This window comes from Pinibacter aurantiacus (genome assembly GCF_019130065.1).
Taxonomy (GTDB): domain Bacteria; phylum Bacteroidota; class Bacteroidia; order Chitinophagales; family Chitinophagaceae; genus Pinibacter; species Pinibacter aurantiacus.
In genome coordinates, this window is the sequence record NZ_JAHSPG010000008.1 from 362,818 (window position 1) to 389,234 (window position 26,417).

At 41.1% G+C, this 26,417-nt stretch carries 19 protein-coding genes; 15 read left to right on the forward strand and 4 right to left on the reverse strand.

Going from position 1 to position 26,417, the window contains the following annotated elements; all coding sequences use genetic code 11:
• Positions 1-56 precede the first annotated feature (56 nt).
• Positions 57-800 carry an MBL fold metallo-hydrolase gene (locus tag KTO63_RS12570; protein WP_217791641.1) on the forward strand — a complete coding sequence of 248 codons (744 nt, stop codon included), beginning with the start codon at positions 57-59 and terminating at the stop codon, positions 798-800.
• Between the two features lie 84 nt (positions 801-884).
• Here KTO63_RS12570 and KTO63_RS12575 read toward each other — a convergent pair whose 3' ends face one another.
• Positions 885-1,682, reverse strand: coding sequence for a 5'-nucleotidase, lipoprotein e(P4) family (locus KTO63_RS12575; protein WP_217791642.1), 798 nt, complete (start codon positions 1,680-1,682; stop codon positions 885-887).
• A gap of 173 nt (positions 1,683-1,855) precedes the next feature.
• Here KTO63_RS12575 and KTO63_RS12580 point away from each other — a divergent pair, with 173 nt between their 5' ends.
• The 7 genes from KTO63_RS12580 to KTO63_RS12610 all read left to right on the forward strand — a co-directional run bounded on the left by KTO63_RS12580 (position 1,856) and on the right by KTO63_RS12610 (position 8,238).
• Positions 1,856-2,257: a lipocalin-like domain-containing protein gene (locus KTO63_RS12580; RefSeq protein ID WP_217791643.1), complete on the forward strand. Its 402-nt coding sequence runs from the start codon at positions 1,856-1,858 to the stop codon at positions 2,255-2,257.
• Positions 2,258-2,475: 218 nt separating this feature from the next.
• Entirely contained in the window at positions 2,476-3,057 is a 582-nt protein-coding gene (locus tag KTO63_RS12585; protein WP_217791644.1) for an RNA polymerase sigma factor, read from the forward strand.
• A gap of 24 nt (positions 3,058-3,081) precedes the next feature.
• Positions 3,082-3,390, forward strand: coding sequence for a hypothetical protein (locus KTO63_RS12590; RefSeq protein ID WP_217791645.1), 309 nt, complete (start codon positions 3,082-3,084; stop codon positions 3,388-3,390).
• A gap of 13 nt (positions 3,391-3,403) precedes the next feature.
• Positions 3,404-3,862 (forward strand): hypothetical protein, encoded by a 459-nt coding sequence (locus KTO63_RS12595; protein WP_217791646.1) that lies wholly within the window; start codon positions 3,404-3,406, stop codon positions 3,860-3,862.
• Between the two features lie 107 nt (positions 3,863-3,969).
• Positions 3,970-4,374, forward strand: a complete 405-nt coding sequence (locus KTO63_RS12600; protein WP_217791647.1) for a hypothetical protein — start codon at positions 3,970-3,972, stop codon at positions 4,372-4,374.
• 222 nt (positions 4,375-4,596) lie between these two features.
• Positions 4,597-7,515, forward strand: coding sequence for a TonB-dependent receptor (locus tag KTO63_RS12605; protein ID WP_217791648.1), 2,919 nt, complete (start codon positions 4,597-4,599; stop codon positions 7,513-7,515).
• A 249-nt stretch (positions 7,516-7,764) separates the two neighbouring features.
• The gene (locus KTO63_RS12610) at positions 7,765-8,238 is read left to right on the forward strand and encodes a methyltransferase family protein (RefSeq protein ID WP_217791649.1); all 474 of its coding nucleotides are present in this window, start codon (positions 7,765-7,767) and stop codon (positions 8,236-8,238) included.
• A gap of 182 nt (positions 8,239-8,420) precedes the next feature.
• Here KTO63_RS12610 and mqnC read toward each other — a convergent pair whose 3' ends face one another.
• Positions 8,421-9,545, reverse strand: coding sequence for a cyclic dehypoxanthinyl futalosine synthase (mqnC, locus tag KTO63_RS12615; protein WP_217791650.1), 1,125 nt, complete (start codon positions 9,543-9,545; stop codon positions 8,421-8,423).
• Between the two features lie 753 nt (positions 9,546-10,298).
• Between mqnC and KTO63_RS12620 the strand changes: the two genes are divergently transcribed.
• Entirely contained in the window at positions 10,299-14,057 is a 3,759-nt protein-coding gene (locus KTO63_RS12620) for a DEAD/DEAH box helicase (RefSeq protein ID WP_217791651.1), read from the forward strand.
• A gap of 103 nt (positions 14,058-14,160) precedes the next feature.
• Entirely contained in the window at positions 14,161-14,841 is a 681-nt protein-coding gene (gene mnmD, locus KTO63_RS12625) for a tRNA (5-methylaminomethyl-2-thiouridine)(34)-methyltransferase MnmD (RefSeq protein ID WP_217791652.1), read from the forward strand.
• A 43-nt stretch (positions 14,842-14,884) separates the two neighbouring features.
• Here the strand turns inward: mnmD and KTO63_RS12630 are convergent, their stop codons facing one another.
• Positions 14,885-15,448 carry a hypothetical protein gene (locus KTO63_RS12630; protein ID WP_217791653.1) on the reverse strand — a complete coding sequence of 188 codons (564 nt, stop codon included), beginning with the start codon at positions 15,446-15,448 and terminating at the stop codon, positions 14,885-14,887.
• Between the two features lie 166 nt (positions 15,449-15,614).
• On the opposite strand from KTO63_RS12630, the gene KTO63_RS12635 reads away from it, so the two are divergent.
• Positions 15,615-15,968 carry a hypothetical protein gene (locus tag KTO63_RS12635; protein ID WP_217791654.1) on the forward strand — a complete coding sequence of 118 codons (354 nt, stop codon included), beginning with the start codon at positions 15,615-15,617 and terminating at the stop codon, positions 15,966-15,968.
• 137 nt (positions 15,969-16,105) lie between these two features.
• On the opposite strand, the gene feoB is transcribed toward KTO63_RS12635, so the two are convergent.
• On the reverse strand, positions 16,106-18,223 hold the full coding sequence (feoB, locus tag KTO63_RS12640; RefSeq protein ID WP_217791655.1) for a ferrous iron transport protein B: 2,118 nt from the start codon (positions 18,221-18,223) through the stop codon (positions 16,106-16,108).
• 335 nt (positions 18,224-18,558) lie between these two features.
• Here feoB and KTO63_RS12645 point away from each other — a divergent pair, with 335 nt between their 5' ends.
• The 4 genes from KTO63_RS12645 (at position 18,559) to KTO63_RS12660 (ending at position 26,417) form a co-directional block, all read left to right on the forward strand.
• Positions 18,559-19,365, forward strand: coding sequence for a sterol desaturase family protein (locus KTO63_RS12645; protein WP_217791656.1), 807 nt, complete (start codon positions 18,559-18,561; stop codon positions 19,363-19,365).
• A 107-nt stretch (positions 19,366-19,472) separates the two neighbouring features.
• Positions 19,473-20,723: a DUF2062 domain-containing protein gene (locus tag KTO63_RS12650; RefSeq protein ID WP_317195763.1), complete on the forward strand. Its 1,251-nt coding sequence runs from the start codon at positions 19,473-19,475 to the stop codon at positions 20,721-20,723.
• Positions 20,724-20,897: 174 nt separating this feature from the next.
• Positions 20,898-24,767, forward strand: coding sequence for a trifunctional MMPL family transporter/lysophospholipid acyltransferase/class I SAM-dependent methyltransferase (locus KTO63_RS12655; RefSeq protein ID WP_217791657.1), 3,870 nt, complete (start codon positions 20,898-20,900; stop codon positions 24,765-24,767).
• A gap of 147 nt (positions 24,768-24,914) precedes the next feature.
• Positions 24,915-26,417, forward strand: coding sequence for a phytoene desaturase family protein (locus tag KTO63_RS12660; protein ID WP_217791658.1), 1,503 nt, complete (start codon positions 24,915-24,917; stop codon positions 26,415-26,417).

A 26,417-nucleotide genomic window follows, 5' to 3' on the forward strand; every position in this document is an offset into this window, starting at 1 on the left:
ATTGAAAATTGAAAATTGTAGGGGCGAATTGCATTCGCCCTCCTAATTCCTAATTAATGAAAGTAATACCACTATCAGAGGGGAGTTTTTCCATAGATAAAACAAAGCTTTTTGTACCGTTTGATACGGAAAGCGATGATCTGCAAAAGCGTGCTGTAGGGAGTTTGCTCGTTGAAGTACAACCGTTCGTTGTCATTACATCAGAAGATGTATTGTTGCTCGATGCAGGCTTGGGTTTTGAAAAAGACGGCAAACTGCAATTGCATCAGAACCTTGCAAATGCCGGCATCAATCCGGGCGACGTTACGAAAGTATTAATGTCGCATTTACACAAAGATCATGCTGGCGGCATCAGCCGTGAAATTGACAACGGGAATGCGAGAGAATTAAGTTTTCCCAACGCCACCTACTATATTCAAAAGAAAGAATTCGAATACGCATTTGAAAAAGGTTCGCCTTCTTATTTAACCGAAGACTTCGACTGCTTAAAACAGGCATCCAATGTTAAGTGGCTCGATGGCGATGGAGTGATCGACAGCTATATCAAATACCAGGTAACGGGGGCGCATTGCCCATATCACCAGGCATTCTGGATAGTAGACGGGGGAGAAACCGTGTTCTTTGGAGCAGACGTAGCGCCGCAACTTCAGCAAATGAAAAGCAAGTTTGTAGCCAAATACGATTTCGACGGAAAGCTCTGTATGGAACTTCGGCAAAAATGGTGGCAACAAGGCAACGACGAAGGCTGGACGTTTTTGTTTTACCACGACGTGAAAACGCCCGTGTACAGCAACAAATAAATTCTGTAGAGACAAGGCACTGCCTTGTCTTTTGTAATTTTGAAATTCGTTATATACAGGAGACAAGGCAGTGCCTTGTCTGTACTAAAATCCCTTCACATTCGCCTTCATCACAGAATCTTTTTGCGCGGCAGATAATTTGTAATTGTAGTTGTAAAGCGCACTTTCCCAGTCGCCGTAAGATGGATTAGGCAGGACAATAAATCGTTTGCCGAATTCCCCTGCGCTTATCGCCGTATTTGCGCTGCGTTCATCCAGGTTTTTCTTGTCAAACAAGGCACTGAAATCGCCAAGATTATCGCCGAGGAGAAGAATAATTTCATGTGATTGCAAAAGCGTTTGCCTTCTCGATTCTTTGCTGGAACTGCTTCCCGGCTGGCGCATTACCAGATGCGCATCATCTGCAAATGGGAAACCAAATTTCTGAAGGTTCTTTAAAGTGCCCGCTCTTTCCTTTTCATCACGATTGGTGATATAAAAAACCTCTACATTTTGCGAAGCGGCATATTTAAAAAAGCCAAGCGCACCGGCAAGTGTATCTGCCTGTCCCAAAGAAGTCCACTCGCTCCATGTTGCAGCATCATAGTCCTTGCCACTTAAGGATTGCTTAGCGGCATAAGGGCTGTTGTCCAAAAACGTTTCGTCGATATCCGTAACCACTGCTTTCGGCTTTCCTGCAGCTTGTAAAGATTGGTCAAGTCTAAGCTGTGCAATATTATAAGCCTGAAAACAAAGCGCCTTATATTCTGCAGCTTTTTGCTGATAAACCGAGGCCCATAATTTGCCGTCGATGACTATTGAGGAAGAAGTTGTAGACTGTGTATGTTTTGATGGTGAACAGGCAGCACCAAATGCAGCCAATATGAACAGGTATTTTCGCATATCCCTACAATTTGACGACAAAGGTATTTTTAATTTAAACAACAATGCGCCGGGCAGTCTCGCTAATCAGTTTAAAGAAATACCCTTTTTTAACATTAGTATTCGAATAGCTGGTATAATTTCATTTAGCTCAACAAACGCTGATTTTTATTCAAATGAAAAAAATGTTATTTATGAAGAAAGTTTTTTGCGTCATCGGAGCAGCAATAACGCTGTATTCTTGCGGAGGAAATAATGCTCCGGGTCAGCAAACAGAAACTGCAAACGCTGGTAAGGACTCGGTAACGCCGGATAAGCCACAAATTATTGGACGTTGGACAGAGCCCATACCAGGCATGGAAAAGGAAACACAGGGATTTGAACTCTTGCCCGACAGTTCTGCAAAATCAATCAACAGTGCTACTCTTTTGTATACCAAATGGTGGCTAAAACCGGATACGCTGACACTGGTTTCCAAAAGCATCGGCAACCGCACCGAGGGCATAGACACAACGAGCTATCTAATTGTGGCACACACGCAGGATAGTTTGATCCTTAAAGACAAGGAACTCATTCTACGATATAAAAAGAATTAGGGTTGCCCGCTGATCGGGGGACAAGCCTATCATTAAATCAGAACAGCTGCATCGAAAGATGCCTGTTCTGATTGGCTCGTCTATAAAAATCCACTAAAAAGTTTCTTTTCTACCGTCTTCATTTTCAAATTTCCACATCCTCAAATTTTCAAATTATTTTGTTTTTCCCCCACAAGTTTTATCTTGTTACAGCGTCTAATAATTAAATCGGCCATTGATTGGAGGAAATTCTACTTATACAGGGCTTGCAGCAAAAAGAGGAAAAATCATTCGAAGAACTCGTAAATAATTATAAAAACAAGCTTTATAATACAGTTTTGGGCCTTGTACAGAATGAAATGGATGCGGAAGATATAACCCAGGAAGTATTTATACAGGCCTACGAAAGCATCCAAAGCTTTAAGGGTGATTCTAAATTAAGCACGTGGCTTTACCGGATCGCTATATCTAAAGCGCTGGATTTCATCAGGAAAAAGAACAGGAAGAAAAGATCGGCCGTGATTTTCAGGTTCCTCGATTCGGAAAAAAAGGAGGCGGAAGAACCTGCAACCTTTCATCATCCGGGGGTAGTCTTAGAACAACGGGAAAATGCCGCAATGCTTTTCAAAGCTATTAACGAACTACCGGAAAAACAACGGATCGCGTTCACGTTGCATAAACTGGAAGCGCTGAGCTACCAGCAGATTGCAGCCGTTCTGGACACGTCTCTTTCTTCGGTGGAGTCGCTGATGCACAGGGCGAAAACGAACCTGAGAGATAGTTTGTCGGAATATTATACAAATATGATTAGTGAAAAATAGCTTTTTAACATTAAATTGCTACAGATGAAAAAGGAAGATATTCAACATAAGGTAGAGGAAGTAATGCAAAGCCTGGACGGCGTCCAAAGTGCCGAGGCAAATCCATTCCTGTACTCTAAAGTGATGAACAGGTTGCAAAACAAAAACGTGTCGACCAGAAAGTTTTTGAGACTTTCATGGGAACTGGCTTTCGCAATGATTTTGTTTACAGGATTGAACATTGCTGCATTCTTTTATTTCAAGCAGGATGACAGCCAAAATGATGACAATGGTTCCATTACATCATTGGCGAATGAATACACAATAAACTCCAATAACTATAACTACAACTAAAGGTCCTACAACGATGAGTACACTATCAAAACCTGGTTTTTTAAAATGGTTGGTTATTGTTTTATTGCTTATCAACGCCGCCACCCTGGCCTACCTTTACATAGGAGATAAAAAGAAACCTGCGCCTCCTAAAAGAGGAAGGGATTTTATTGAAAAAGAACTTGAACTTAACGCTCAACAAAAAATACAACACGATTCGTTACACAAAATATTTTCAGATAAACAGCAGGCGATATTTTCACGTATAAAAGTGCTGAAAGATTCTCTGTATTTCACGTCTAATGCAAATAACGATTCAGTGCTGGTTAATCAATATACTCAACAAATTGGTGCGGAGTTGGCAACGCTTGAAAAAGAAAGTTTTTATCACTTCAAAAAAGTGCGCGGTATTTGTACACCTCAGCAGCAGATTAAACTAGATACAATTATAAGCCGCATGAACAATATGCAGCGCGGTCCGAGAAAACAATAATTAATTAAGTGTTTTTCATAAAGAGCCATCTTTAAGGTGGCCGTATAATGCCCTTTTCAAAAAATCCTTTACACGTTTTTTCATTTTTAAAACTTAACAAGAAAACTATGAAATGTAAAATCCTTTCACTGGCATTGGTGTTTACAGTATTAATAGCTGGTGCCGCAGTTGCACAAAATGGTGGAGGACAACGCACGCCTCCCACAACTGAACAAAGGTTGAAACGCTGGAATGACAACGTATTCAGCAAGTTGGATTTAAAAAACGATCAGCAGACCCAGGTGGACAAAATCTTTACAGAGTATTTTGCAAAGCAAGACTCTTTGCGTAACGCAGGAGGAGAGAGACCTTCAAGAGAAGTGATGCAAAAAATGGGTGCGGAAAGAGATGACAAAGTGAAAACGGTTTTGTCTGCAGACCAGTTTAAGAAATACCAGGATCTGGTGCAGGAGCAAATGCAGCAGATGCGCCAGCGTGGCGGTGGCCAGGGCGGCGGCAATCCACAACAGTAAAAATTTGGACGGGTTCTTTATAAGAGGTGTCAATAAAATTGGCACCTCTTTTTTTGTGCGCGGCACGAAAGTTTTGGCGAATAAGAACGTCTAAACTGTGAGACAAGTAATTGAATAACTGAGTAACTGAATAACTGAGTGGTTGAATTGTAAATGTCTTTCCCCATATAGGCCATTCAGTTATTCAGTTACTCAGTTATTCAGTTCTTAAGACAAGAAATTATGAAACGAATCTTATTATTGGTTTTCGCTGTATTCGCTGCAATTGTCACAAATGCCCAAAGCTTTACTGTGAAAGGGAAAATTGTAGAAGATACTGCTAAGAAAGCTGTCCCCAACGCGAACGTAGAACTCACCCAGGGCACTGCCGTAAAACGTGGTGCTGTTACCGACAACAAAGGATCATTTTTAATTCAGAATGTAGAACCAGGAAAATATATTCTGAAAATATCCCGTATCAACTACAAGAACTTTCAAAAAAATATTGAGGTCACAAATGCTGATATCGACTTCGGTGATATCACTGTATTGCGTGAAGCGAAATCATTATCAGAAGTTGTTGTAACAGCGAAAACACCGCCATCACAACAAAAGAATGATACAACAGAATTTAACTCGAAAGCTTTCAAAGTGAATCCTGATGCGACTGCGGAAGATCTCATCCAAAAAATGCCAACCATCACTGTGCAAAACGGACAAGTGCAGGCACAAGGAGAAAATGTACAAAAAGTATTAGTGGATGGTAAACCATTCTTTGGTGACGATGCGACTTCTGCATTGAGAAATCTTCCTGCGGAGATCATCGACAAAATTCAAGTGTATGATCAAAAAAGTGACCAGGCACAGTTTACAGGATTCGACGATGGGAATCAATATAAGACATTGAATATTGTTACAAAATCAAATCGCCGTGCAGGGCAGTTTGGTAAAGTGTTTGGTGGGTATGGAACAGACAATCACTACACGGCAGGCGGCAACATTAATATTTTCAATGGCGATAGTCGTATATCGATCATTGGCCAGTCAAACAATATCAATCAACAGAACTTCAGCACAGAGGACCTGCTAGGTGTAACCGGTGGTAGCGGCCGCGGTGGTGGCGGGTTTGGCGGTGGCCGTGGTGGCGGAAGAGGCGCAGGAGGAAGCAATAACAATATCGGCAACTTCCAGGTGGGCCAACAAAGTGGTATTTCCAAAACAAATGCATTTGGTATCAACTACACAGACAACTGGGGCAAAAAAATAAATGTTAGCGGAAGTTATTTCTTCAACAGAAGCGACAATGATCTCGTTCAAAATACAGACAGGACAAACCTTTTGAAAGATAGCGGCAGGACGCATTACCTCGAAGACCTGGCGAGTAAAACCATGAACGTGAATCACCGCTTCAACTTTTTGTTTGAATACAAAATAGACTCGTTTAACTCATTGCAAATTCGTCCGCGCTTGAGCTACCAGATAAACGATGGAAGTTCTATTACGAATGGAAACACAAATACAGTTCCTGATGGGTTGCCAATAAACAGATCCACCAATATTGCAAACTCTGATTTGAACGGATATAATTTCAGCAATAACATTTTGTTCCGTCATAGTTTCAAAAAGAAAGGAAGAACATTTTCTTTGAACATCAACAACGGATTTACAAAGAATGATGGCAACGGAAAATTGTTGGCAGAAACAGATTACTACGATGCATTTGGCGCACCGTCTGACACAACATTAACCAATCAGATTTCTAAATCTAATTCAGATGGCTGGACGATGGCCGTGAACGGAACTTACACCGAGCCGATTGGAAAGAACAGCCAGTTAATGGCAAGTTATCAGTGGACGGACCAGCAAAGTAAATCGGATAAAGAAACGTATCTGTATAATGCCAATCAGAAAGAATATTCTCAATTAGATACCACGCAAACAAACAAGTTCAAAAGCGATTACATCACGCAACAGGCGGGTCTCGGATATAATTATCAAAAACAGAAAATCAACCTGATGGTGCGCGGTGCGTTCCAATGGGCAGACCTGAACAACGATCAGTTTTTCCCAAAGCCATTCTCTTTGCAAAAAGGCTTCAACAGCATTTTGCCAATGGCATTGTTTCAATACAGAATATCGCAACACGAGAATTTAAGGATTAACTACCGCACCAACACAAACAATCCTTCTATTGCTCAATTGCAGGATGTGCTGGATAAAACAAATCCTTTGCAATTATCAACCGGTAATCCAAATCTGAAACAAACGTATCAGCAAACGTTGAACATTCGCTATAACAAGTCGAATACACAGAAGGGAACGTCCATGTTTGCATTCATCAACGGATCGTTCAGTGATAACTACATTACGAACAATACTATCACTGCTGTTAAAGATTCTGTTTTACTTACAGGCGATACGCTGCATAAAGGTTCACAATTCATATACCCTGTAAACATCAATGGATACTGGAATTCAAGAGCATTTGTTACGTTTGGTTTTCCTGTTGGTTTCCTGAAATCAAATCTTAACCTGAACGCAACTGCCGGTTATACAAATGCTCCGGGCTTGGTAAACTCACAGGAGAATACAGCAAAAACACAGAACTATTCTGTTGGGATAGTATTGGCTAGTAACATTAGTGAAAAGGTGGACTTCACCATTTCATCGAGTTCAAGTTATAACATAACTAAAAACACTGCCCAATCCTATGCAAACAACAACTACTTTAGTCAGGCCACAAGCCTACGTTTCAACTGGATCTTTGGTAAAAATTTCGTTTACAATACAGACGTCACTCACACATACTACAACGGGATATCTGGTAACCCCAACTATTTCCTATGGAACATGGCAGTGGGTAAAAAATTCCTGAAAGACAATCGCGGAGATCTGCGTCTGAGTGTGTATGACATATTGAAGCAAAATCAAAGCATCACGCGAACTGTTGATCCTTCCTATTACCAGGACGTGAAAACAAATGTGTTGCAACGTTACTTTATGCTAACGTTCACTTACACATTGCGCAACTTTAAAACAAAAGGAACAACCATTCCTGAAAATCAATACAACGAACAAAGACCACCTTCGATGCGTGTGGGACCACCTCCGGGAGGTGCCGGACCGCCGCCAGGTGACGGAGGTGGGCCTCCAATGTTTTAATCGCAAAGCCGGACTTAAAGGGTCCGGCTTTTTTTTAACCACAGAGGAAAGGAGTTTCTTTCACAGAGAAAAAGGAGATTGGTGAGGCTCTCCTTTTTTCCCATTACTCCTCGGATGGTTCATTTATTTTTGAAGCTACCCCTCCGTTCCCTCGGTGAAAAAAACTCCTTTCCTCTGTGGTTAAAAGCAAGTTCAGCGCAGAATATTGGTGGCCTTGCATAGCCGGTGGCTTCATAGTAAATTTAGAGTATGACTTCTTTGTTCCTTCGCAATTTATTCTTCACCATATTGCAGCCGGGAGTTGTTGCCGGGCTTGTGCCGTACTTTATTATCCGTGACAAAATAAGTGAGATACTTTCTTTGCCATTCGCATGGTTTCATTTTTTAGGCATACTCATTTTTGCCATTGGATTATTTATAACCCTTCATTGCATCACCCGTTTCGCAATTGATGGGAAAGGTACTTTATCCCCTGCAGATCCTACGAAAAAGCTAGTAATAAGGGGTTTGTACAAATACACGAGAAACCCGATGTATGTAGGTGTAATGCTGATATTAATTGGCGAAGCGATCTTCTTTGCATCGTTTCGACTATTGATGTATTCTGGGATTGTTTTTTCTGCGTTTACTCTTTTCGTTATCTACTTCGAAGAGCCGCGATTAAAGAGAGATTTTGGAGAAGAGTATGCGGAGTATAGGAAGAGAGTGAGGAGATGGATTTAGCAGGAATTAGAAATTGGGAGTTAGGAATTAGAGAATGTTCTTGTCGCAAATATTTACCACTAAGACACTAAGGGCACTAAGTTTCACTAAGAGAGTCTGAAAAATTAAAACAACCCTTAGTGAGGCTTAGTGCCCTTAGTGCCTTAATGGTGAAATTAGGTTGAGCAACGCGGAACCTCTAATTAATAGTTGATCACTTGTTCTACCATCACCTGTGGCATTTGCCTGAACTCATATTGCTGATTGCGCAATTGCGGTTCGAAGCCTGCTTCGCGAATGGCAGCCTGTATGCTTTTGCTTGTAAAACGGTGAGGGGCACCGGCTGCACTCACTACGTTCTCTTCGATCATGATACTTCCCCAGTCGTTAGCGCCAGCCTGTAAGCAAATTTGCGCCACTTCTTTACCCACCGTCAACCAGCTTGCCTGAATGTTCTTAACGTTCGGCAACATGATGCGGCTAAGCGCAATCATGCGAATATATTCTTCCGGAGTAGTAAGGTTGTGTACACCACGAATGCGAGTCAGCAATGTGTCTACATCCTGAAACGTCCACGGAATGAAAGCGATGAAACCTTTTGCGTCCGCAGGTTTGCGGGACTGTACTTCGCGGATTTTCACCAGGTGCTCAAAACGTTCAGTTAATGTTTCCACGTGGCCAAACATCATTGTTGCAGTAGTGGTAAGTCCTATTTTGTGGGCTTCATGCATAATGTCGAGCCATTCCTGTGAACCACATTTTCCTTTGGAAATTAGTCTTCGAACACGGTCAACAAGTATCTCTGCGCCCGGTCCCGGCATCGAGTCCATACCCGCCTCTTTCAAAGCGATCAAGGCTTCACGATGGCTAACTTTTGATACTTTACAAATGTGCGCCACTTCGGGCGGCCCCAGTGTGTGCAGTTTAAGATTTGGATATAGCTGTTTCAATTGTTTGAACAGGGCAACATAATATTCCAAACCCAGTTCCGGGTGGTGACCACCTTGCAAAAGCAATTGCTCACCGCCGTATTTAAAAGTTTCGTCTATTTTACGTTTGTACGTTTCGATGTCTGTGATGTAAGCATCTGCATGGCCTGGGATGCGGTAGAAGTTACAGAATTTACAGTTCGCCACACACACATTTGTCGTGTTCATGTTGCGGTCAATGATCCAGGTAACTTTGCCATGAGGCACTTGCTTTTCCCTCAAAGTATTCGCAATGTGCATTAAGTCTGTCAACGGTGCGTTCTCAAACAGAAATACACCTTCTTCCACGCTTAAAAATTCAAAATTCAGCGCTTTCGCATATAGTTCGGATAACTGCATTGTTTGGTGATTGAACACCAAAGTTAATTTGAAAATGTGGCAATTTGAAAATTTGAAAATTGGGTTTCTCGGGTAATGTCCTGATAACTATTTAAACAGCCTGCGAGATGAGAATAATTTGACTGCTGCACATAATGAATTTTCAAATTATCACATCTTCAAATTTTCAAATTAATTAACAGTTCATTTTAAAACTAATTTTGATAACTTACAATTAATACGAGATATTCACGTTGTAGTTAACAAAAAGATCACATTGTGAGCGTATTAGCTTACTGATTGCCTGCAAGAGATTAATATATGATTTTTATTAACAATGTTATGTGTTAATCAAGCCATTTGGATATTGACCTTTAAACAAATAGATCGGAAATTTGCATCGTAAATACAATAAATCAGACATCATGAAGCAATTACAATCGAAACTTTCACTGATACTAAATTGGATTTTCAAGAAAAGACCCGTATTGATTCCGGTTCCAGTGCAAAATCGCAAACTTAAATAGTCAGATATTTACACGCAATACAGCATACTTTAATCATTACATTTAGTAAACGAGCAGTCAGGATTCAGCAGTCCTGACTGTTTTTTTATAGGCTGGTTATAATAAATTAATTTTCAAAACGTCCCTGAAACATATTGAAATCTGCAATACTTTGCTTTACTTTTGCAGATTAACCTTTTCGGTCCTGAGAGTGTGCAGAAACTAAATTTCCGGCTATGAACACTCCTCGCCGATTTTAATAGTTACTATGGCGCTACCGCATCTTATTAAATACGTTTATACCAATGGTACTGATGAAGTGATCAGGAGGGGTAAGAAGATTCATGCTATCGGATATGTGGAGCTGATAGAATATGATGAGTTGCTGGGCTCTGTAGTTTTTAGGGTTAAAGACGACAGTTACAGCACTTATTATAAAGTCCATATTCAGAAGTTTAAGGACCCCAAAACACTTTCTCTTCGTTGCACCTGTCCTTACAATTTGGGAGATATTTGTCGGCACGAAGCTGCTGCGCTGATTCAGTTGCAGGAGCTGCTGGATAGGAACATGCTGAAAATGGAAGAAGTGGTGTATGACCAGCGACACACGGTAGTGAAAATGAAAACGATCGATCTTAAAACGATTCGTTTGCTTTGCTCACCGCAAACGCTTACAGATGCTGAACAATATTTGCGTACAAATAAAGCTTCCATTGAACAAGCAAAAGATGAACTGGTAAAAGCAAAAGTGGACCTTGATGGCAAAGTATACAATGTTGTTATTCGCAAAAATGAAGAACGCAACTTTGATACCAGCAGCGACTATGTAGATGAAGCACATCCTTTATCTCTCCCCAAAGTGATAGTTTTCCTGCAATTGCTCAACGCTCACGGTCCTTATTATTTTGATACCATTCGCAATTGGGATAAAGAAAAAAACAAATTACTCGAAGCATACGGTTATTCACTCAGTGACGATCTCAAAGGCAAATTTGAGTTTAGCTACAAGGAAGGAAAACCTTTCCTTCGTGTGCTGGATATAAGCATTAAACGCATTAATCCGCTAACAACTGCTGTTAAACCGAAACCTGTTGAAGTAGTCGCAGAGCAGGAGGCAGAGGAGGAAGTAACTGTATTGACTGCTTCTCAAAGAATCGGCGTTGTTTTCAATTTTAATCACGAGTCATACCCAGGCTTTTTAGTAGAAGCTGTGCAGGGCGAAGCAAATGAAGAGCGACAGGCATTCCTGGGAAAAATAGAAAAGCTCGATCTCTCTAAGTTTATCAACGTGGATGTATTAAGCGACGATGATAAACAACTCGTTCCTGCGCTTCGCAAAATGCAGGAATCCGAGATCACAAAATATCTCAACAGAAATTCTCCTTTCAGCGGTATTTGGGAAAACATTGTTCATCACGAAACAGACGAACTACCTGAAGAAACAAAGAGCCTGATGGTAGAATATCTTCACCCAAAACTCAGGAAACTTTTCGGAGAAATTTCCGGCAATCCGTTTACATTTTATCTTAATAGCCACAAAGCTTTCCGCACAGACAATCTTAAAACAATTGGTATCGTTGCAGAACCGATTGTACCTTATTTCAAGGTTGCGACCAATAAGAAGAACCAATACGAAGTAAGTTGTTGGGTAAACCTTAGCGGACAAGAGTTGAGTCTTGCGGACAATCAGCTTTCAGGAAATATTCTTTTCTTCTATCAGGAGAATTTATACCTCTGGAGAGACGCAGAAGACATCAGCAGGATTGAACCCTTCTTCAAAAAAGGAAGCATTACCATTCCAAAAAGTGAATGGCCGGAGAAGCTCCGCTCGATGATTATTCCGCTGACGAAGAATTATCATGTAGAGTTTGAAAATACTTTGGTTACAGCCATAAAAGACGGCGAACCTGAGAAAAGAGTAATGCTGGTGGAAAAAGGCGATTACCTTGTTTTCCAACCTGTATTCTCATACAAAGGGTTTGAAGTAAAAGCAGGCGATAAAGACGAATTGATTGTCCCTGATGGAGAACGTGTATTGATCGTTCATCGTGATAAGCCGACAGAGCAACAATTTATCAGTAAAATTGAAGCACTTCATTCCAACTTTATAAAACCAGAAGGCACACACAATCTTGTATTGAAAGGTGCAGATGTATTGCGCAACAACTGGTTCTTCCTTTTTGTGGATGCTATGCGTGATATGAAGGTGCCAGTGTATGGATTTGATGCGTTGAAAAATTTCCGCTTTAATACAGCGAAACCGCAAACGAAAATTTACATCAGCAGCAATACAGATTGGTTCGATGCGAAAGTGGACATCATTTTCGGAGATCAGAAAGTAACCATTTCTGAAGTGAAGAAGGCGCTGGCAAACAAACAACAATTCGTTCAGCTGAACGACGGAACGCTCGGAATTTTGCCTGAAGAATGGATTAAGAAATATTCATTGCTTTTCCGCGTGGGTGAGGGAAAACAAAACGAATTGAAGCTTTCAAAATATCACGCCGGTGTTATCGACGAGTTGTATGCGGAAAGAAATGAGGAAGAATTGTTCGTACAACTTGAAGAAAAATATGAACGCTTGCGTGGCTTCAAAAGTATTAACGAAGTAGAGCCACCGGCGCATCTTCAAAAGATATTGCGTCCGTACCAGGCATTCGGTTTCCAATGGTTGAACTATTTAACAGAAGTGAATTGGGGCGGTATTTTGGCGGATGACATGGGTCTTGGTAAAACCATCCAGGCATTGTCTTATCTGCAGCATTTTAACGACGAGCACGGCCCTTTAATTGCCCTTGTCGTTTGCCCGACAACACTAATGTTCAACTGGGAAAACGAGATCAGGAAATTTACACCAACGCTTACAAGTTATATCCATCATGGCGGCGACAGAACACGAGACAAAGAAACGTTGAAGAAAAGCAATGTGATCATAACCACATATGGCACATTGAGAAGCGATATTAAAATGCTCGCTGAAATCAACTTCGACTACGTTGTGCTGGATGAATCGCAGGCGATTAAAAACCCTGCAAGTAAAGTAACAAAAGCAGCTTGCGTATTGAAAGCGAAACACCGCCTGTGTATGAGCGGTACGCCTTTGCAAAACAATACATTCGACATATTTGCACAAATGAACTTCCTGAACCCGGGCATGCTCGGAAGCATGGAATTTTTCCGCCAGGAATTTGCCATTCCTATTGACAAGTTTGGTGAAGCCGATAGAAAGGATCACTTGCGCAAACTACTTTTCCCATTCATTTTAAGAAGAACAAAAGAGCAGGTGGCGAAAGACCTTCCGGAAAAAGTGGAAACGATTTTGTTCTGCGAAATGGAAGAAGAGCAACGCAGCATTTACGATGCATACAGGAATGATTTCCGTGATAAGATTTTGGGAACCATCGAATCGCAGGGTATTCAAAAATCGCAACTTACCATCTTGCAGGGCTTGATGAAGTTGCGCCAGATCTGTGATTCGCCGGCTATTTTGAATGAAGAAGAAAAATTCCCGAATGTCTCTATCAAGCTGGATGAGCTGACAAGAGAGATCACGGAAAACATCAGCGATCACAAAGCATTGGTGTTCTCGCAATTCCTTGGCATGCTTGGTTTGATACGTGAGAAATTAAAAGAACAAGGCGTTAAGTTTGAATACTTCGATGGTAGTACTTCTGCCATAGAAAGAGAAAGAGCCATTCAGAACTTCCAAAAGAATGATGAATGTCGCGTGTTCCTGATTTCACTAAAAGCCGGTGGTGTCGGTTTGAACTTGACTGCAGCGGACTACGTGTACATTGTTGATCCATGGTGGAACCCTGCCGTTGAACAACAGGCGATTGACCGTACACACCGTATCGGGCAAACAAAAAGCATTTTCGCTTATCGCATGATTTGTAAGGACACGATTGAAGATAAAATTTTGCAACTGCAGGACCGCAAGCGTTCGCTCGCGAAAGACCTCATCTCCGATGATGAAGGCTTCGTGAAGAATTTGACGAAAGCAGATGTGGAATACTTGTTCTCTTAATAATAACTGAGTAACTGAATGACTGAATAACTGAATGTTTGCATTCAATTTTGCACTTCGATTATCGGCCTCTCAGTTATTCAGTTAATCAGTTATTCAGTTTATGTTCTCTCCTCAAAGAACCATCCAACTCACAACAGACGGCTCGCACACCGTAGCCATTCCTTCACTTGATATTACTTATCATTCAAGGCACGGCGCGATCAATGAATCTTTGCATGTGTTTATTGAGGCTGGATTGAACTATTGGTTGCAACAGCGTGACACAAACCATGTTCGCATTTTTGAAATGGGATTTGGTACGGGTTTGAATGCGTTGCTGACTTATATTGAAGCTGCAAAAAACAATCTCAACATTCACTATTCATCTATAGAGCAGTTTCCTTTGGAAAAAGAAATTGTTGCTTCATTAAATTATTGCGACACATTGCAGCGCCCTGATCTCGCAGCTCTTTTTACAACTATGCATACTGCCGCCTGGAACGAAGATGTGCAGTTTTCCCCTTTTTTTACTTTACATAAAATACAAACCTCGTTATTAGAGCTACAGCCCCAAGAAAAATGCGATCTCGTTTATTACGATGCATTTGCTCCCAATGCGCAGCCGGAATTATGGACGGTGGATGTCTTCAAAAAATTATTTGATGCCATGAGCGAAAATGGTGCGCTGGTTACTTATTGTTCTAAAGGCGATGTTAGAAGAGCGCTGATAGCAGCGGGTTTCAATGTTTTCAAAATTCCAGGTCCACCTTATAAAAGAGAAATGCTGCGCGCTGTAAAATGATGGCACACGGATGACACGGATTAGACTGATTTACGCTGATTTTTTAATCTTCAACAGGCGTCATCGGATGCGACTCGTTGTACAATAAAATAATTTGCTCAATGTCTTTATATCCGAACTCACCCCTTTTGACTCTACCTAATAAATCGGCATCATCCTCTAAGAGATAGGCTATTTGTTTTTTGAAACTTTGTTTGGTGAACTCAGCCTTGTATCCATCTTTTTTAAAAGCGTACAAATCGCGGTTGTTGATCTTGGCATGAAACAGCTGGATGGAGCCGTTTATAATGAGAGGGATCAATGAATACAGATGATTTTCTTCAAACTGAAAAACCTGGAAGTTTTCCATGTAAAGACTGTCAGCTTCAAAACAATTATAGTATCGGCTGTTCAACGTTTTGCCCTTGTCTTTGTCAAGGTTTTTTTTGTAGATAAATTCAGCGCTGTTTTTGGTAATCTTATGGGTAAAATAAAAATAGCCGACGAGTGTGTCGTCTCCAATCATTCTGCCGTATATGTAAGCTGTGTCTTTTGTTGAGGGTTGAGCGTTGCTTTGAGGAGTAAAGAACAAAAATGTTAATACAAAAAGAACCAGAAACTTCTTCATTTTTAAGGGTTGGGTTACTTCGGACAAAATAGAAATTAGATGCGGAATTCCAAAATCACATTTACAGAAAAACCCCTATTGCCTCCGCAAAAAATATTTCACTTCTTTATGCAATTCTCCTGATGAATGCATCAGTGAAATATTAATAACCCAAACCAGATTTGCCATGCTAAAGAAAGCCCTCTTTATTCCAGTAATTATTTTATTTGTTGCGTGTCATTCTTCTAAAAAGGCATCAATTGCAAGTGTCAAAACCGAGCAGACGGCAGCAACTCCCGAAAATCCCGATGCAGACGGCTCATCCTACGAAAAAGCAATTGTGATACAAGAGACATCCGAAACAAAAGGCGTTAGTGCTGAGTATGCCTGGTTAAAGAAACAGTATCCCGGCTACAAAATGCAATCACAAACATTAAGCACTAATAACAAAAAGCCCTACGATATTTTAAACATTTTGACTTCCGATGGAGAAAAGAAAGCAGTGTACTTCGATATCTCCAATTTCTTCGGAAAGTTCTAAATCGGCCAATAACGTAAAGAGGTTGAACAAGCGTTCAACCTTTTCTCTTTTATCGAGCTTGAAATCAATTTGAGTGTATATAGTTTTAAAAATCCGTGTAAATCCGTCTAATCCGTGTCATCCGTGTGCCAATCTCTCTACTTCAGCAACTCATACGCCAACCAGCTAACCACATACGCCAGTCCTGTCATGTAAACAAGTTGTATGACAGGCCATTTCCAGCTTCGCGTTTCCCGCTTTACCACGGCAAGCGTACTCATACATTGCATTGCGAGTAAATAGAAGATCATGAGCGACACACCTGCTGCAACAGTATACACCGGTGAGCCATCAGTTTTTCGCGCAGCGGCCATTTTTTGACGAAGCAATAAACCGTCATCTTCATCACCTACGCTGTACAACGTTGCCATTGTACCAACAAAAACCTCGCGTGCGGCAAACGATGTAATTAAAGCTATACCTATTTTCCAGTCATATCCTAGTGGAGTAATAACGGGTTCTAATTTTTTACCTAAAATACCGGCATAGGAATTTTCAAGTAAAGCGGTTTTTCTTTGCTTCTCAAGAATAGGTGCGTCCGAAGGATTTGCCTGCTTCATTTCGGCATACTTCTGCTCCACATTGTGCATACGTTGAGACGGTCCGTAAGAGCTCAGCGCCCAAAGTATAAGGCTGATCACCATAATCACTTTACCTGCATCTGTCACGAATATTTTAGCCTTGTTTACCATCGTAACGATCACGTTTTTCCAACGTGGCGCACGGTAAACAGGTAGCTCAAGTATGAAGAAACTTTTCTCCTGTATTTTGATGAACCACTTGGCAACGTAACTAACAATGAGTGCCATTACAACACCGAGCAAATAAAGTCCCATCATTACCAAACCCTGCACACTGATAATGCCCCAGATCTTTTTCGCGGGGATAACCAACGCGATCAAAATCGTGAACACCGGAAGCCTTGCACTACAGCTCATCAACGGCGTGATGAGAATCGTAAGCAAACGCTCTTTTTTGTTTTCGATGTTCCTTGCGCTCATGATGGCAGGAACGGCACATGCAAAACCACTGATCATTGGCATCACGCTTTTTCCGTTCAAACCCACTTTTCGCATGAGCTTGTCTGTTAGGAAGCTGATGCGGGCCATGTATCCGGTATCTTCCAAAATGGTGATCAAGCCAAACAAGATCATGATTTGTGGAACGAAAACCAGAATACCACTTAGCCCCGCCACAATTCCGTTGATGAAAAGATCGCTCCACCACGCCTCCGGAAGTATTTTGCTGAACCAGCCTCCCAATTCGCCGAAGCTCCACTCAATCGCATCCATCGGAAACTGTGCCAGCCAGAAAACGCTTTGGAACAACAGGAACAGTACACTCAACAAGATCAAATAACCCCATCGCCTGTGCAGTAAAATTTTATCCAGCTTTTCGGTGAACAAGGTTTTTTGCAAAGGATCAGGCTCAGAGACATTTACCGTCATTATTTGCTTAATGCGGTGGTAGCGCTGCATAATTTCATCTGCCTGTGTTTTGGTGGGATTGAATTTATGTTTTGCTTCAATGCTTTCTACAAGTTCCTGTTTGTCATTGTCCAGCGTAAAGTTTTCGTGATTGATCAGGTAGTGAATAGACTGGTAGTCACTTAGCGAAGGAAAATGAACCTGTATATTTTCAATTGCATCTGCGGCCAGTTCTCTATTTGGAATAAAGTCCCTTGCAGGTGCTTTGTATAATTGTTGTGCGGTTTGAAACAGCGCTTTTTTAAGTTGTGGAATTCCTTTGTTTTTGCGCGGGTTCACGGGAATGATCGGAACACCCAGCTCTCTCTCAAGTCCCTCTACATCCACATTGATGCCTTTTTTCTGCGCAAGGTCCAGCATACTCAATGCCACTACCACAGGAAACTTAAGATCAATGATTTGTGAAACAAAAAGGAGATTTCTTTTAAGATTGCTTGCATCTGCCAGAAGAATGAGCATGTCAGGTTTAACTTCCTCATCCTGCTCGAGCAGTACTTTATAGGTAACCCATTCGTCCGCCCGCTTTGGGTAGAGGCTATAGGTGCCGGGCAGGTCAATGATGTTAGCTACAGTGCCCGGTGCTATTTCACAGCTCCCGGATTTCTTGTCAACCGTAACACCAGGAAAGTTTCCAACCTTTTGATTCAGCCCTGTCAATGTATTAAAGAGTGAGGTTTTCCCACTATTCGGATTACCAACCAGGGCTATATTAACGTTTCTGTTTTGCAATGCTATACCTATAAGCCTGCAAATTTACAGGTGAAAAAGTTACTGATTGTTACGAAATCGGGAAGAGAGTGGGAAGAAAGAACGCAGATTGTCATGATTTTCATGATTTTTCATGATTTTTTCTGGGAATGAGAGGTTCGGAGGGTAGGTATGTTGTACTCGCTTTGTTTGTTCGCTGTAATGACGTTGGCGCTTACATTCGCGGCTGCCAAACCTGACAAGTCTTGCAATCACCAAGGCTTCCCCGTAACGAAATCATCACAAATCATGACAATCATGAAAATCTGCGTTCTCTCTAACGTTCTTTATCTAATTTTATATACAAATCCAATTACATGCATTGGACAGACTACTTCACTCACCTATACCATGTTGGTTTTCGCTATTTCCAGGTAGCGGGTTTGGGTTTCATTATTTTTTATTTTCTTTTCAGAAGAAAAATGAGTTACAAAAAGATCCAGTTGAAGTTTCCCAAAAACAACGATTACTGGAGGGAAATTTTATTTTCTGCAATCACCATCTGCATCTTTGGCGGCGTTAGTGTGTTGTTGCTAAAAAGCCCAATCACACCTTACACTACACTTTACAAAAACATCGACGATCATGGCTGGTTCTATTTCTTTGCCATTTTCCCGGTGATGTTTATTATGCACGATACCTATTTTTACTGGATGCACAGGGCCATGCATCACAGGAAGGTGTTCAAATTGTTTCACCTGGTGCATCATCGTTCTACCAATCCTTCACCGTGGGCCGCATATGCATTCCATCCGCTGGAAGCTGTTGTGGAAGCGGGCATTTTCCCAATATTTTTGTTTACGCTCCCCATGCACAGGCTGCATTTTTTTCTGTTCTTTTTCATGTCCATCATTTACAATGTATATGGGCATTTGGGGTTTGAGTTGTACCCCAAAAGCTTCAGCAAGAGCCGCGTTGGCAAATGGATCAATACCTCGGTGAGCCATAATCAGCATCATCAATATTTTAAAGGCAATTATGGTTTATACTTTCTTTTCTGGGACAGAATAATGGGCACGCTGCGCAAAGATTATGACGAACAATTTGCCGAAGTAAAAGGCAGAAAAACGGTACAAACAATGATTTCTCCGGTTCCCCGGGAATCGATCGAGGCAACTGCCTGAAAAACATTGCCTGAAGTGTATAAATTCGTTCATGAACTGCGCCGTTGAAATGACGGACTATCAACCCTTTCGCTTACATTTGCGGTTACGCAAACATTAAAATTGTTGTGAAGCAAAACGAGATAGAAAGCCAGTTACAACCGAATAACCCTAACCCGATTACAATCAAAGCATTGTTTAAAAAACAGGCAGATATTCTCGGCGCATGTGTTCTAATTCCTACTTACAATAATGCCCATACTTTGGGGCAGGTTATTTCCGATGTACTTGAATATACTGATCACGTTATAGTGGTCGATGATGGTTCTACGGACGATACCAAAAGTATACTTCAATCATTTACGCAAATAAAAGTGATCAGTTACTCGCCAAACAAAGGCAAGGGCTGGGCCTTGAGACAAGGCTTGAAATATGCAACGGAAAGCGGCTACAGGTATGCCGTAACAATTGATTCCGACGGACAACATTTTGCAAAAGATCTTCCTGTGTTTCTCGATAAAATTGAAGCAGAGCCAGATGCGCTTTTGATTGGTGCACGCAACATGGACCAGGAAAGTGTGCCGGGCAAAAGCAGCTTTGGCAACCGGTTTTCGAGCTTTTGGTTTAGGGTGGAAACAGGCATCAAAGGGCCGGACACACAGTCTGGTTACAGGCTGTACCCGTTGAAGCCCCTAGGCAAAATGCATTTCTTCACACGTAAGTATGAGTTTGAAATAGAAGTGTTGGTTCGTGCCGCATGGAAAGGTGTAAAGATAGACTGGGTGCCGGTTTCCGTGTATTATGCTCCAAAGGAAGAGCGTGTGTCTCACTTCAGGCCGTTTAAGGATTTCTTTCGCATAAGTGTTCTGAATACTGTTCTTGTGCTGATTACTTTCCTTTACATCAAGCCCCGTGATTTTGTGAAAGGGATATTTGATTCGCAAAAAAGAAAACAGGTTTGGAACGATTACTTTTTGGTGCCCGGAGAAAGTGATGAAATAAAAGCAATGTCAATTGCCTTTGGTGTATTCATGGGGATTGTTCCTATTTGGGGCTTTCAACTGGCTGTTGCCATTTTTCTTGCGATACTTTTTAAATTGAATAAACCGCTGGTAATTGTTGCGGCGAACATCAGTATTCCGCCAATGATTCCGCTGATCATTTTTACAAGTATAAAAACAGGCGCATTGTGGATGGGAAAAAATGCAGTAGATATTTCATTTACAAAAAGCATTTCATTGCTTACAATACAGCAAAGCCTGAAGCAATATATTGTTGGAAGTGTAACGCTGGCAGTAGTTGCAGGAGTGTTTTTTGGAGTGCTGTCTTATGCTTTACTGAAAATTAAAACCTTGAAAGCTTCCAAACAGCATGGTTAAAAAAACACACGAATGTCGCTTGTCATCCCGAGGAACGAGGGATCTGGGTATTTGCTCAGGCAGGCGGCTAGTGCCAGGCTTAGATCCCTCGTTCCTCGGGATGACAAGTGGTCTTTTCCTACTATTGCAAACTGTACCTCAAACTCAATTTGACCTTCGATTCTAATAACTACTATGGAGACTTTTTTCTTAGCCATATACAAATTTTTTGAAAAACGCAGAGCAGTGCTATTTGCATTGTTGATCGCCTGTTTTGGTTTTATGGCATGGTTCGCATTCAAAGTAAAATTTGAAGAAGACATTACCGCTATTTTACCTAAAGACGAGAAAACCCAAAAGCTCAACGAGGTTTTTCAAAACTCCCGTTTCATGGACCGGCTGGTGATAACGGTTTCGCTCGCTGATACCGCCAAAGAGGCCCAGCCTGACAGTCTTGTTGCCTATACGGAACGATTCATAGAAAGGGTAAATGCAGACCTGCAACCTTATGTAAAAAAGATAGACGACAAAGTAAATGATGAACTGGTGATGCAAATGTTTGACAACATTTTGAATCACTTGCCGGTTTATCTTACCGACAAGGACTATGAATCGCTTGATACACTGACCACGAAGGATGCAGTAAAAAAGAATCTTGAACAAAACATAAAAATACTCTCGTCTCCGGCAGGATTTGCTTTGAAGAAAGTGATTGCTGCTGATCCTTCTGGCATTTCTTTTTTGGGCTTAAAGAAATTACAGCAACTGCAGTACGACGATACATTTGAACTGTACGATAGTTACATCATGACGAAAGATAAAAAGCATTTGTTGTTTTTTATCACACCATCAAACCCGCCAAGCAACACGGGTAAGAACGCGTTATTGTTGAATGGTTTGGATAAGACAACCGATTCACTTGCTGCAGAATTTAAAACAGTTGGTTCTTCTTATTTTGGTGCAACGGCTGTTTCAGTGGGCAACGCACAGCAAATACGCAAAGACAATTTATTTACACAAGGCATCACTGTTGTTTTCCTGGTGGTGTTTATAGCATGGTATTTCAAAAAGAAACGTGCACCGTTCTTAATGATGTTGCCCGTTGCGTTTGGAGCGTTGTTTGCTTTGATGTGTTTTTATTTTTTGAGAGGACACATTTCAGTGATCGCCTTAGGTACGGGTTCCGTGGTATTGGGTGTTGCGATTAATTACTCCATGCACGTTTTCAACCATTACCGGCACGCAGACAATATCCGTGAAGTGATCAAGGATCTTGCATTGCCGATGACGGTTGGTAGTGTAACTACTATTGGCGACTTCTTCATCCTGCAGTTTGTAAAATCGGAATTGCTAAAAGATCTTGGGTTGTTTGCTGCATTCAGTTTGATCGGTGCTGCACTTTGCTCGCTTATATTTTTACCTCATTTAATTGCAAGCAGGAAAGAAGACAATGCGCATCACCATGAAGCACCGACATGGTTAGATAAGTTTGCTTCTTACAATTTCAGATTCGGCAGGAAGTTTATTTTGCTGATCGTTATTCTTACTGCAGGCTTCCTATACACAAGTCGCTATGTGAAGTTTGAAACGGACATGAGCCACATGAATTACATGCAGGAAAAGTTGCAGAAGGCAGAGGCGCAGTTAAATGCGATCAATGCACATGCGCTGCAATCTGTGTACGTTGTGTCCACCGGAAAAAATCTGGATGAAGCATTATCAAAAAATGAAGAGGCTGTAAAAGAACTCGACAATTTAAAACATGAAGGTGTCATCAGCAGGTATGCAGGTGTTTCTTCTGTAATTATTTCTGATGCCCTGCAGAAACAAAGGATTGCAAAATGGAACGCTTACTGGACGCCGGATAAGAAACAACACTTGTTGGCATCACTACAACAGGAAGGAGCTTCGTTGGGGTACAAATCAACTGCGTTCGATAATTTCAATAGCAACCTGCTGAATAAAACTTTTGTTCCCGCGGATGAGAAGGAATTGGATGAAGTACGCAAAAACTTTCTTTCGGACTATGTGATCGAGTTGCCTGAAAAAACAATGGTGGTGAATCTTGTGAAAACCGACAATGAGCACAAGAAAGATATCTACAAGGCATTCGACAATAAGAAAGATATAACCGCGATCGATAAGCAATACCTCACCAGCAAGCTTGTTGAAAATGTTCGACTTGATTTCAACAGCATCGCATGGATGTCGTCCATACTTGTTTTTTCCATGTTGCTTATTACTTACGGTCGCATAGAACTGGCACTGATCACATTCATTCCAATGGTGATAACATGGGTTTGGATACTAGGTATAATGGGGCTTTTCGGCATTCATTTCAACATCATCAATATTATTATTTCCACACTGATCTTTGGTTTGGGGGATGATTACAGCATCTTTATAATGGACGGTTTACTGCAGGAATATAAGACCGGCAAAAAGGTACTGGCCTCTTACAAGTCATCCATTTTCTTGTCTGCCATTACAACCATTGTTGGTTTGGGAGTGTTGATCTTTGCAAAACATCCGGCGTTAAGATCAATCGCATTAATCGCTATCATCGGTATTTTATGCGTGGTAGTTATTTCGCAGATATTGATACCTTATCTGTTTAATCTGCTTATTAAAAAGAGAACATCCCAAGGGTTATTCCCATGGACAGCGTCTGGTATATTCAAAACAGGTTTTGCGTTTGTATATTTTATTTTCGGTTGCCTGTTGCTTACTACCATTGGATTTGTTTTAATGAAGCTGAACATCTTTGGTAAGAAGCGTTCGAAGACTATGTACCATCATGTGATCCGTCGCTTTTCGTGGTCGATTATGTATATCATGGGCAACGTGAAAAAGAAGATCATCAATCCACTTAAGGAAGATTTTAGTAAGCCTACCGTTGTTATCACCAACCACCAGTCATCACTGGATATATTGCCAATGATGATGCTGAGTCCCCGCATTATACTGGCAACCAACAAGCGTGTGTATCATTCAAAATTTTTCGGTGCCGCTATTCGAATGGCCGGTTATCATCCAATTTCTGAAGGTGCGGAAGTAAGCGTTGAGCAGTTGGAAGAAACAATCAAAAATGGGTACTCCATTGTAATATTCCCTGAAGGAACACGTTCTGTTGACGGCAATTTGAAACGCTTTCACAAAGGCGCATTCTTCCTGGCTGAGAAATTGCAGCTCGATATTTTGCCAATCCTTATGCATGGAACAGGCTATACGCTGAGCCGTAATGATATCTTTTTGAAAGATGGAACGGTGACGTTGAAATATTTGCCACGTATTACGCCCGATGACAAAAGCTGGGGGGAAAATTATACGACCCGCACAAAGAAAATAAGCAGCTATTTCAAAACGGAATATGAGAGCTTGCGCCAGCAAACAGAAACGCCGGCATATTTTAGAAAACAGCTGATTAACAACTATATTTACAAAGGGCCGGTGCTGGAATGGTACATGCGCATTAAAACCAGGATGGAGAACAATTACGAGTTGTTCAACAACCTGGTGCCGAAGTCGGGAAAAGTGCTCGATGCAGGTTGTGGCTATGGCTTTATGTCCTACATGCTGCATTTTGCAAGCAGGGATCGTGTGATAACCGGAATTGATTATGATGAGGAAAAGATAGAAACAGCTAATCATTGTTTCAGCAAAAATGAAAACATCAATTTTGTATACACAGATGTTTTGAAATTTGAGTTTGAAAACTATGATGCCATCATTTTAAGCGATATGTTGCACTACCTGCAGCCAGACGAACAGAAGACTATTATCGAGAGATGCATTCATCATTTAAATGAAAATGGCATCATCATAATAAGAGATGGAAATAAAGATCTGGAGGAAAGACATAAAGGAACAAAACTGACGGAACTGTTTTCTACAAAATTGATTGGCTTTAATAAAACATCCGGCAACGGGTTGTCATTTTTATCGGGCAAAACAATTCACACAATTGCAGAAGCAAATGGCATGAGTTGCGAAGAGCTTGATAACACAAAGCTGACATCGAATGTGGTGTTTGTGATGAAGAGAAAATTAATAATTAATAATTAATAATTAACGGGGTGATATGCTTGACAAAAACTACAACTGCGAATCTATTGCAAGGTTAGAGAGGTGCATGCGATAATGAATGCAACTCTATTAATTGTTAATTATTAATTATTAATTGAGTGAAGCTCTGGAAAAATTAAATTAAGAATGTACGACGTTATCATCATAGGAAGTGGAATGGGTGGACTTACTTGCGGCGCTTTGCTGAGCAAGGAGGGATTCAATGTGTGCGTACTTGAAAAGAATAAACAATTTGGCGGTTGCCTGCAAACATTTGTTCGCGAACGGGTGATTTTTGATTCCGGCGTGCATTATGTCGGGGGCTTGGGTAAGGGTCAAAACCTTTACCAGATATTTAAGTACCTCGGAATAATGGACAAGCTGAAGTTGGAAAAACTCGACGAGGATGCATTTGATTACATCGTTTTTGAAAACGACGATAACAGGTATCCTTTGGCGCAGGGCTATGAGAATTTTGTACAACAACTGCTGAAATTTTTTCCGGAAGAAGAAATGGCGATTCGTAAGTATTGCGATAAGATGCAAGAGGTGTGCAGGAAATTTCCTTTGTACAATCTGAGTTTTGATGAAAATTTTGAGAAGGGCGAAGTGATGCAGATTGGAACGAAGCAATTTATTGAATCGCTAACGGACAACGTACGGCTGCAGGAAGTGCTTGCCGGCAACAATGTGTTGTATGCGGGGCTTCCGGATAAATCGCCTTTCTACGTTCATGCACTAGTGCTGAACAGCTATATTGAAGGTTCATGGAAGTTTGTTGATGGGGGTTCGCAAATAGGCAAATACCTTGTGCAGGTGATACGCGAAAATGGCGGCGACATAAAAAGAAATTGCAACGTAACCGAAATAGTTGAAATGAATGGGGTGGCAGATCATGTTGTACTGGACAATGGTGAAAAGCTTTTTGCAAAGAATTTTATATCAAACATTCATCCGTACAACACCTTGAAGATGTTGAAAACGGAATTGATCAGACATGCATACAGAAGCAGAATAGGGTCGTTGGAAAATACTATTTCCTGCTTCATAATTAATATTGTTTGTAAGAAGAACTGCTTCAAATCTTTTAAGCACAATATCTACTTTAATAAAGAAGGTGCCGTATGGGATAGCTGGCAATACACGGAAGATGAGTGGCCAAAAAACTATGGTATCTTTGCTTCATCCTCATCAAAAAATCGCGACTATGTTGAGGGCCTCACGCTATTTACTTACATGCGGTATGATGACGTGAAAAAATGGGAAGACACATTCAATACTGTTTCCAAAGAAGATGATCGCGGCGCGGAATATGAAGCATTCAAGAAAAGAAAAGCAGAAAAACTGATAGATGAAGCAGAGAAAAAGATTCCGGGTTTGAGAGACTGCATTCAATCATATTACACATCAACGCCGCTTACATACAGGGATTATATTGGTGGTGACGATGGTTCTCTGTATGGCATTGTGAGGGATTTTAAAGAGCCGCTGAAAACATTTATTTCACCAAAAACGAAATTGCCCAACTTGTTTTTTACCGGCCAGAATATTTCCATGCATGGAATACTAGGCGTTACCATTAGTGCGCTGGCATCGTGCTCATCTCTGGTAAACATGCATGAGGTGTTGGAAAGGATCAGAAAAAGTTGA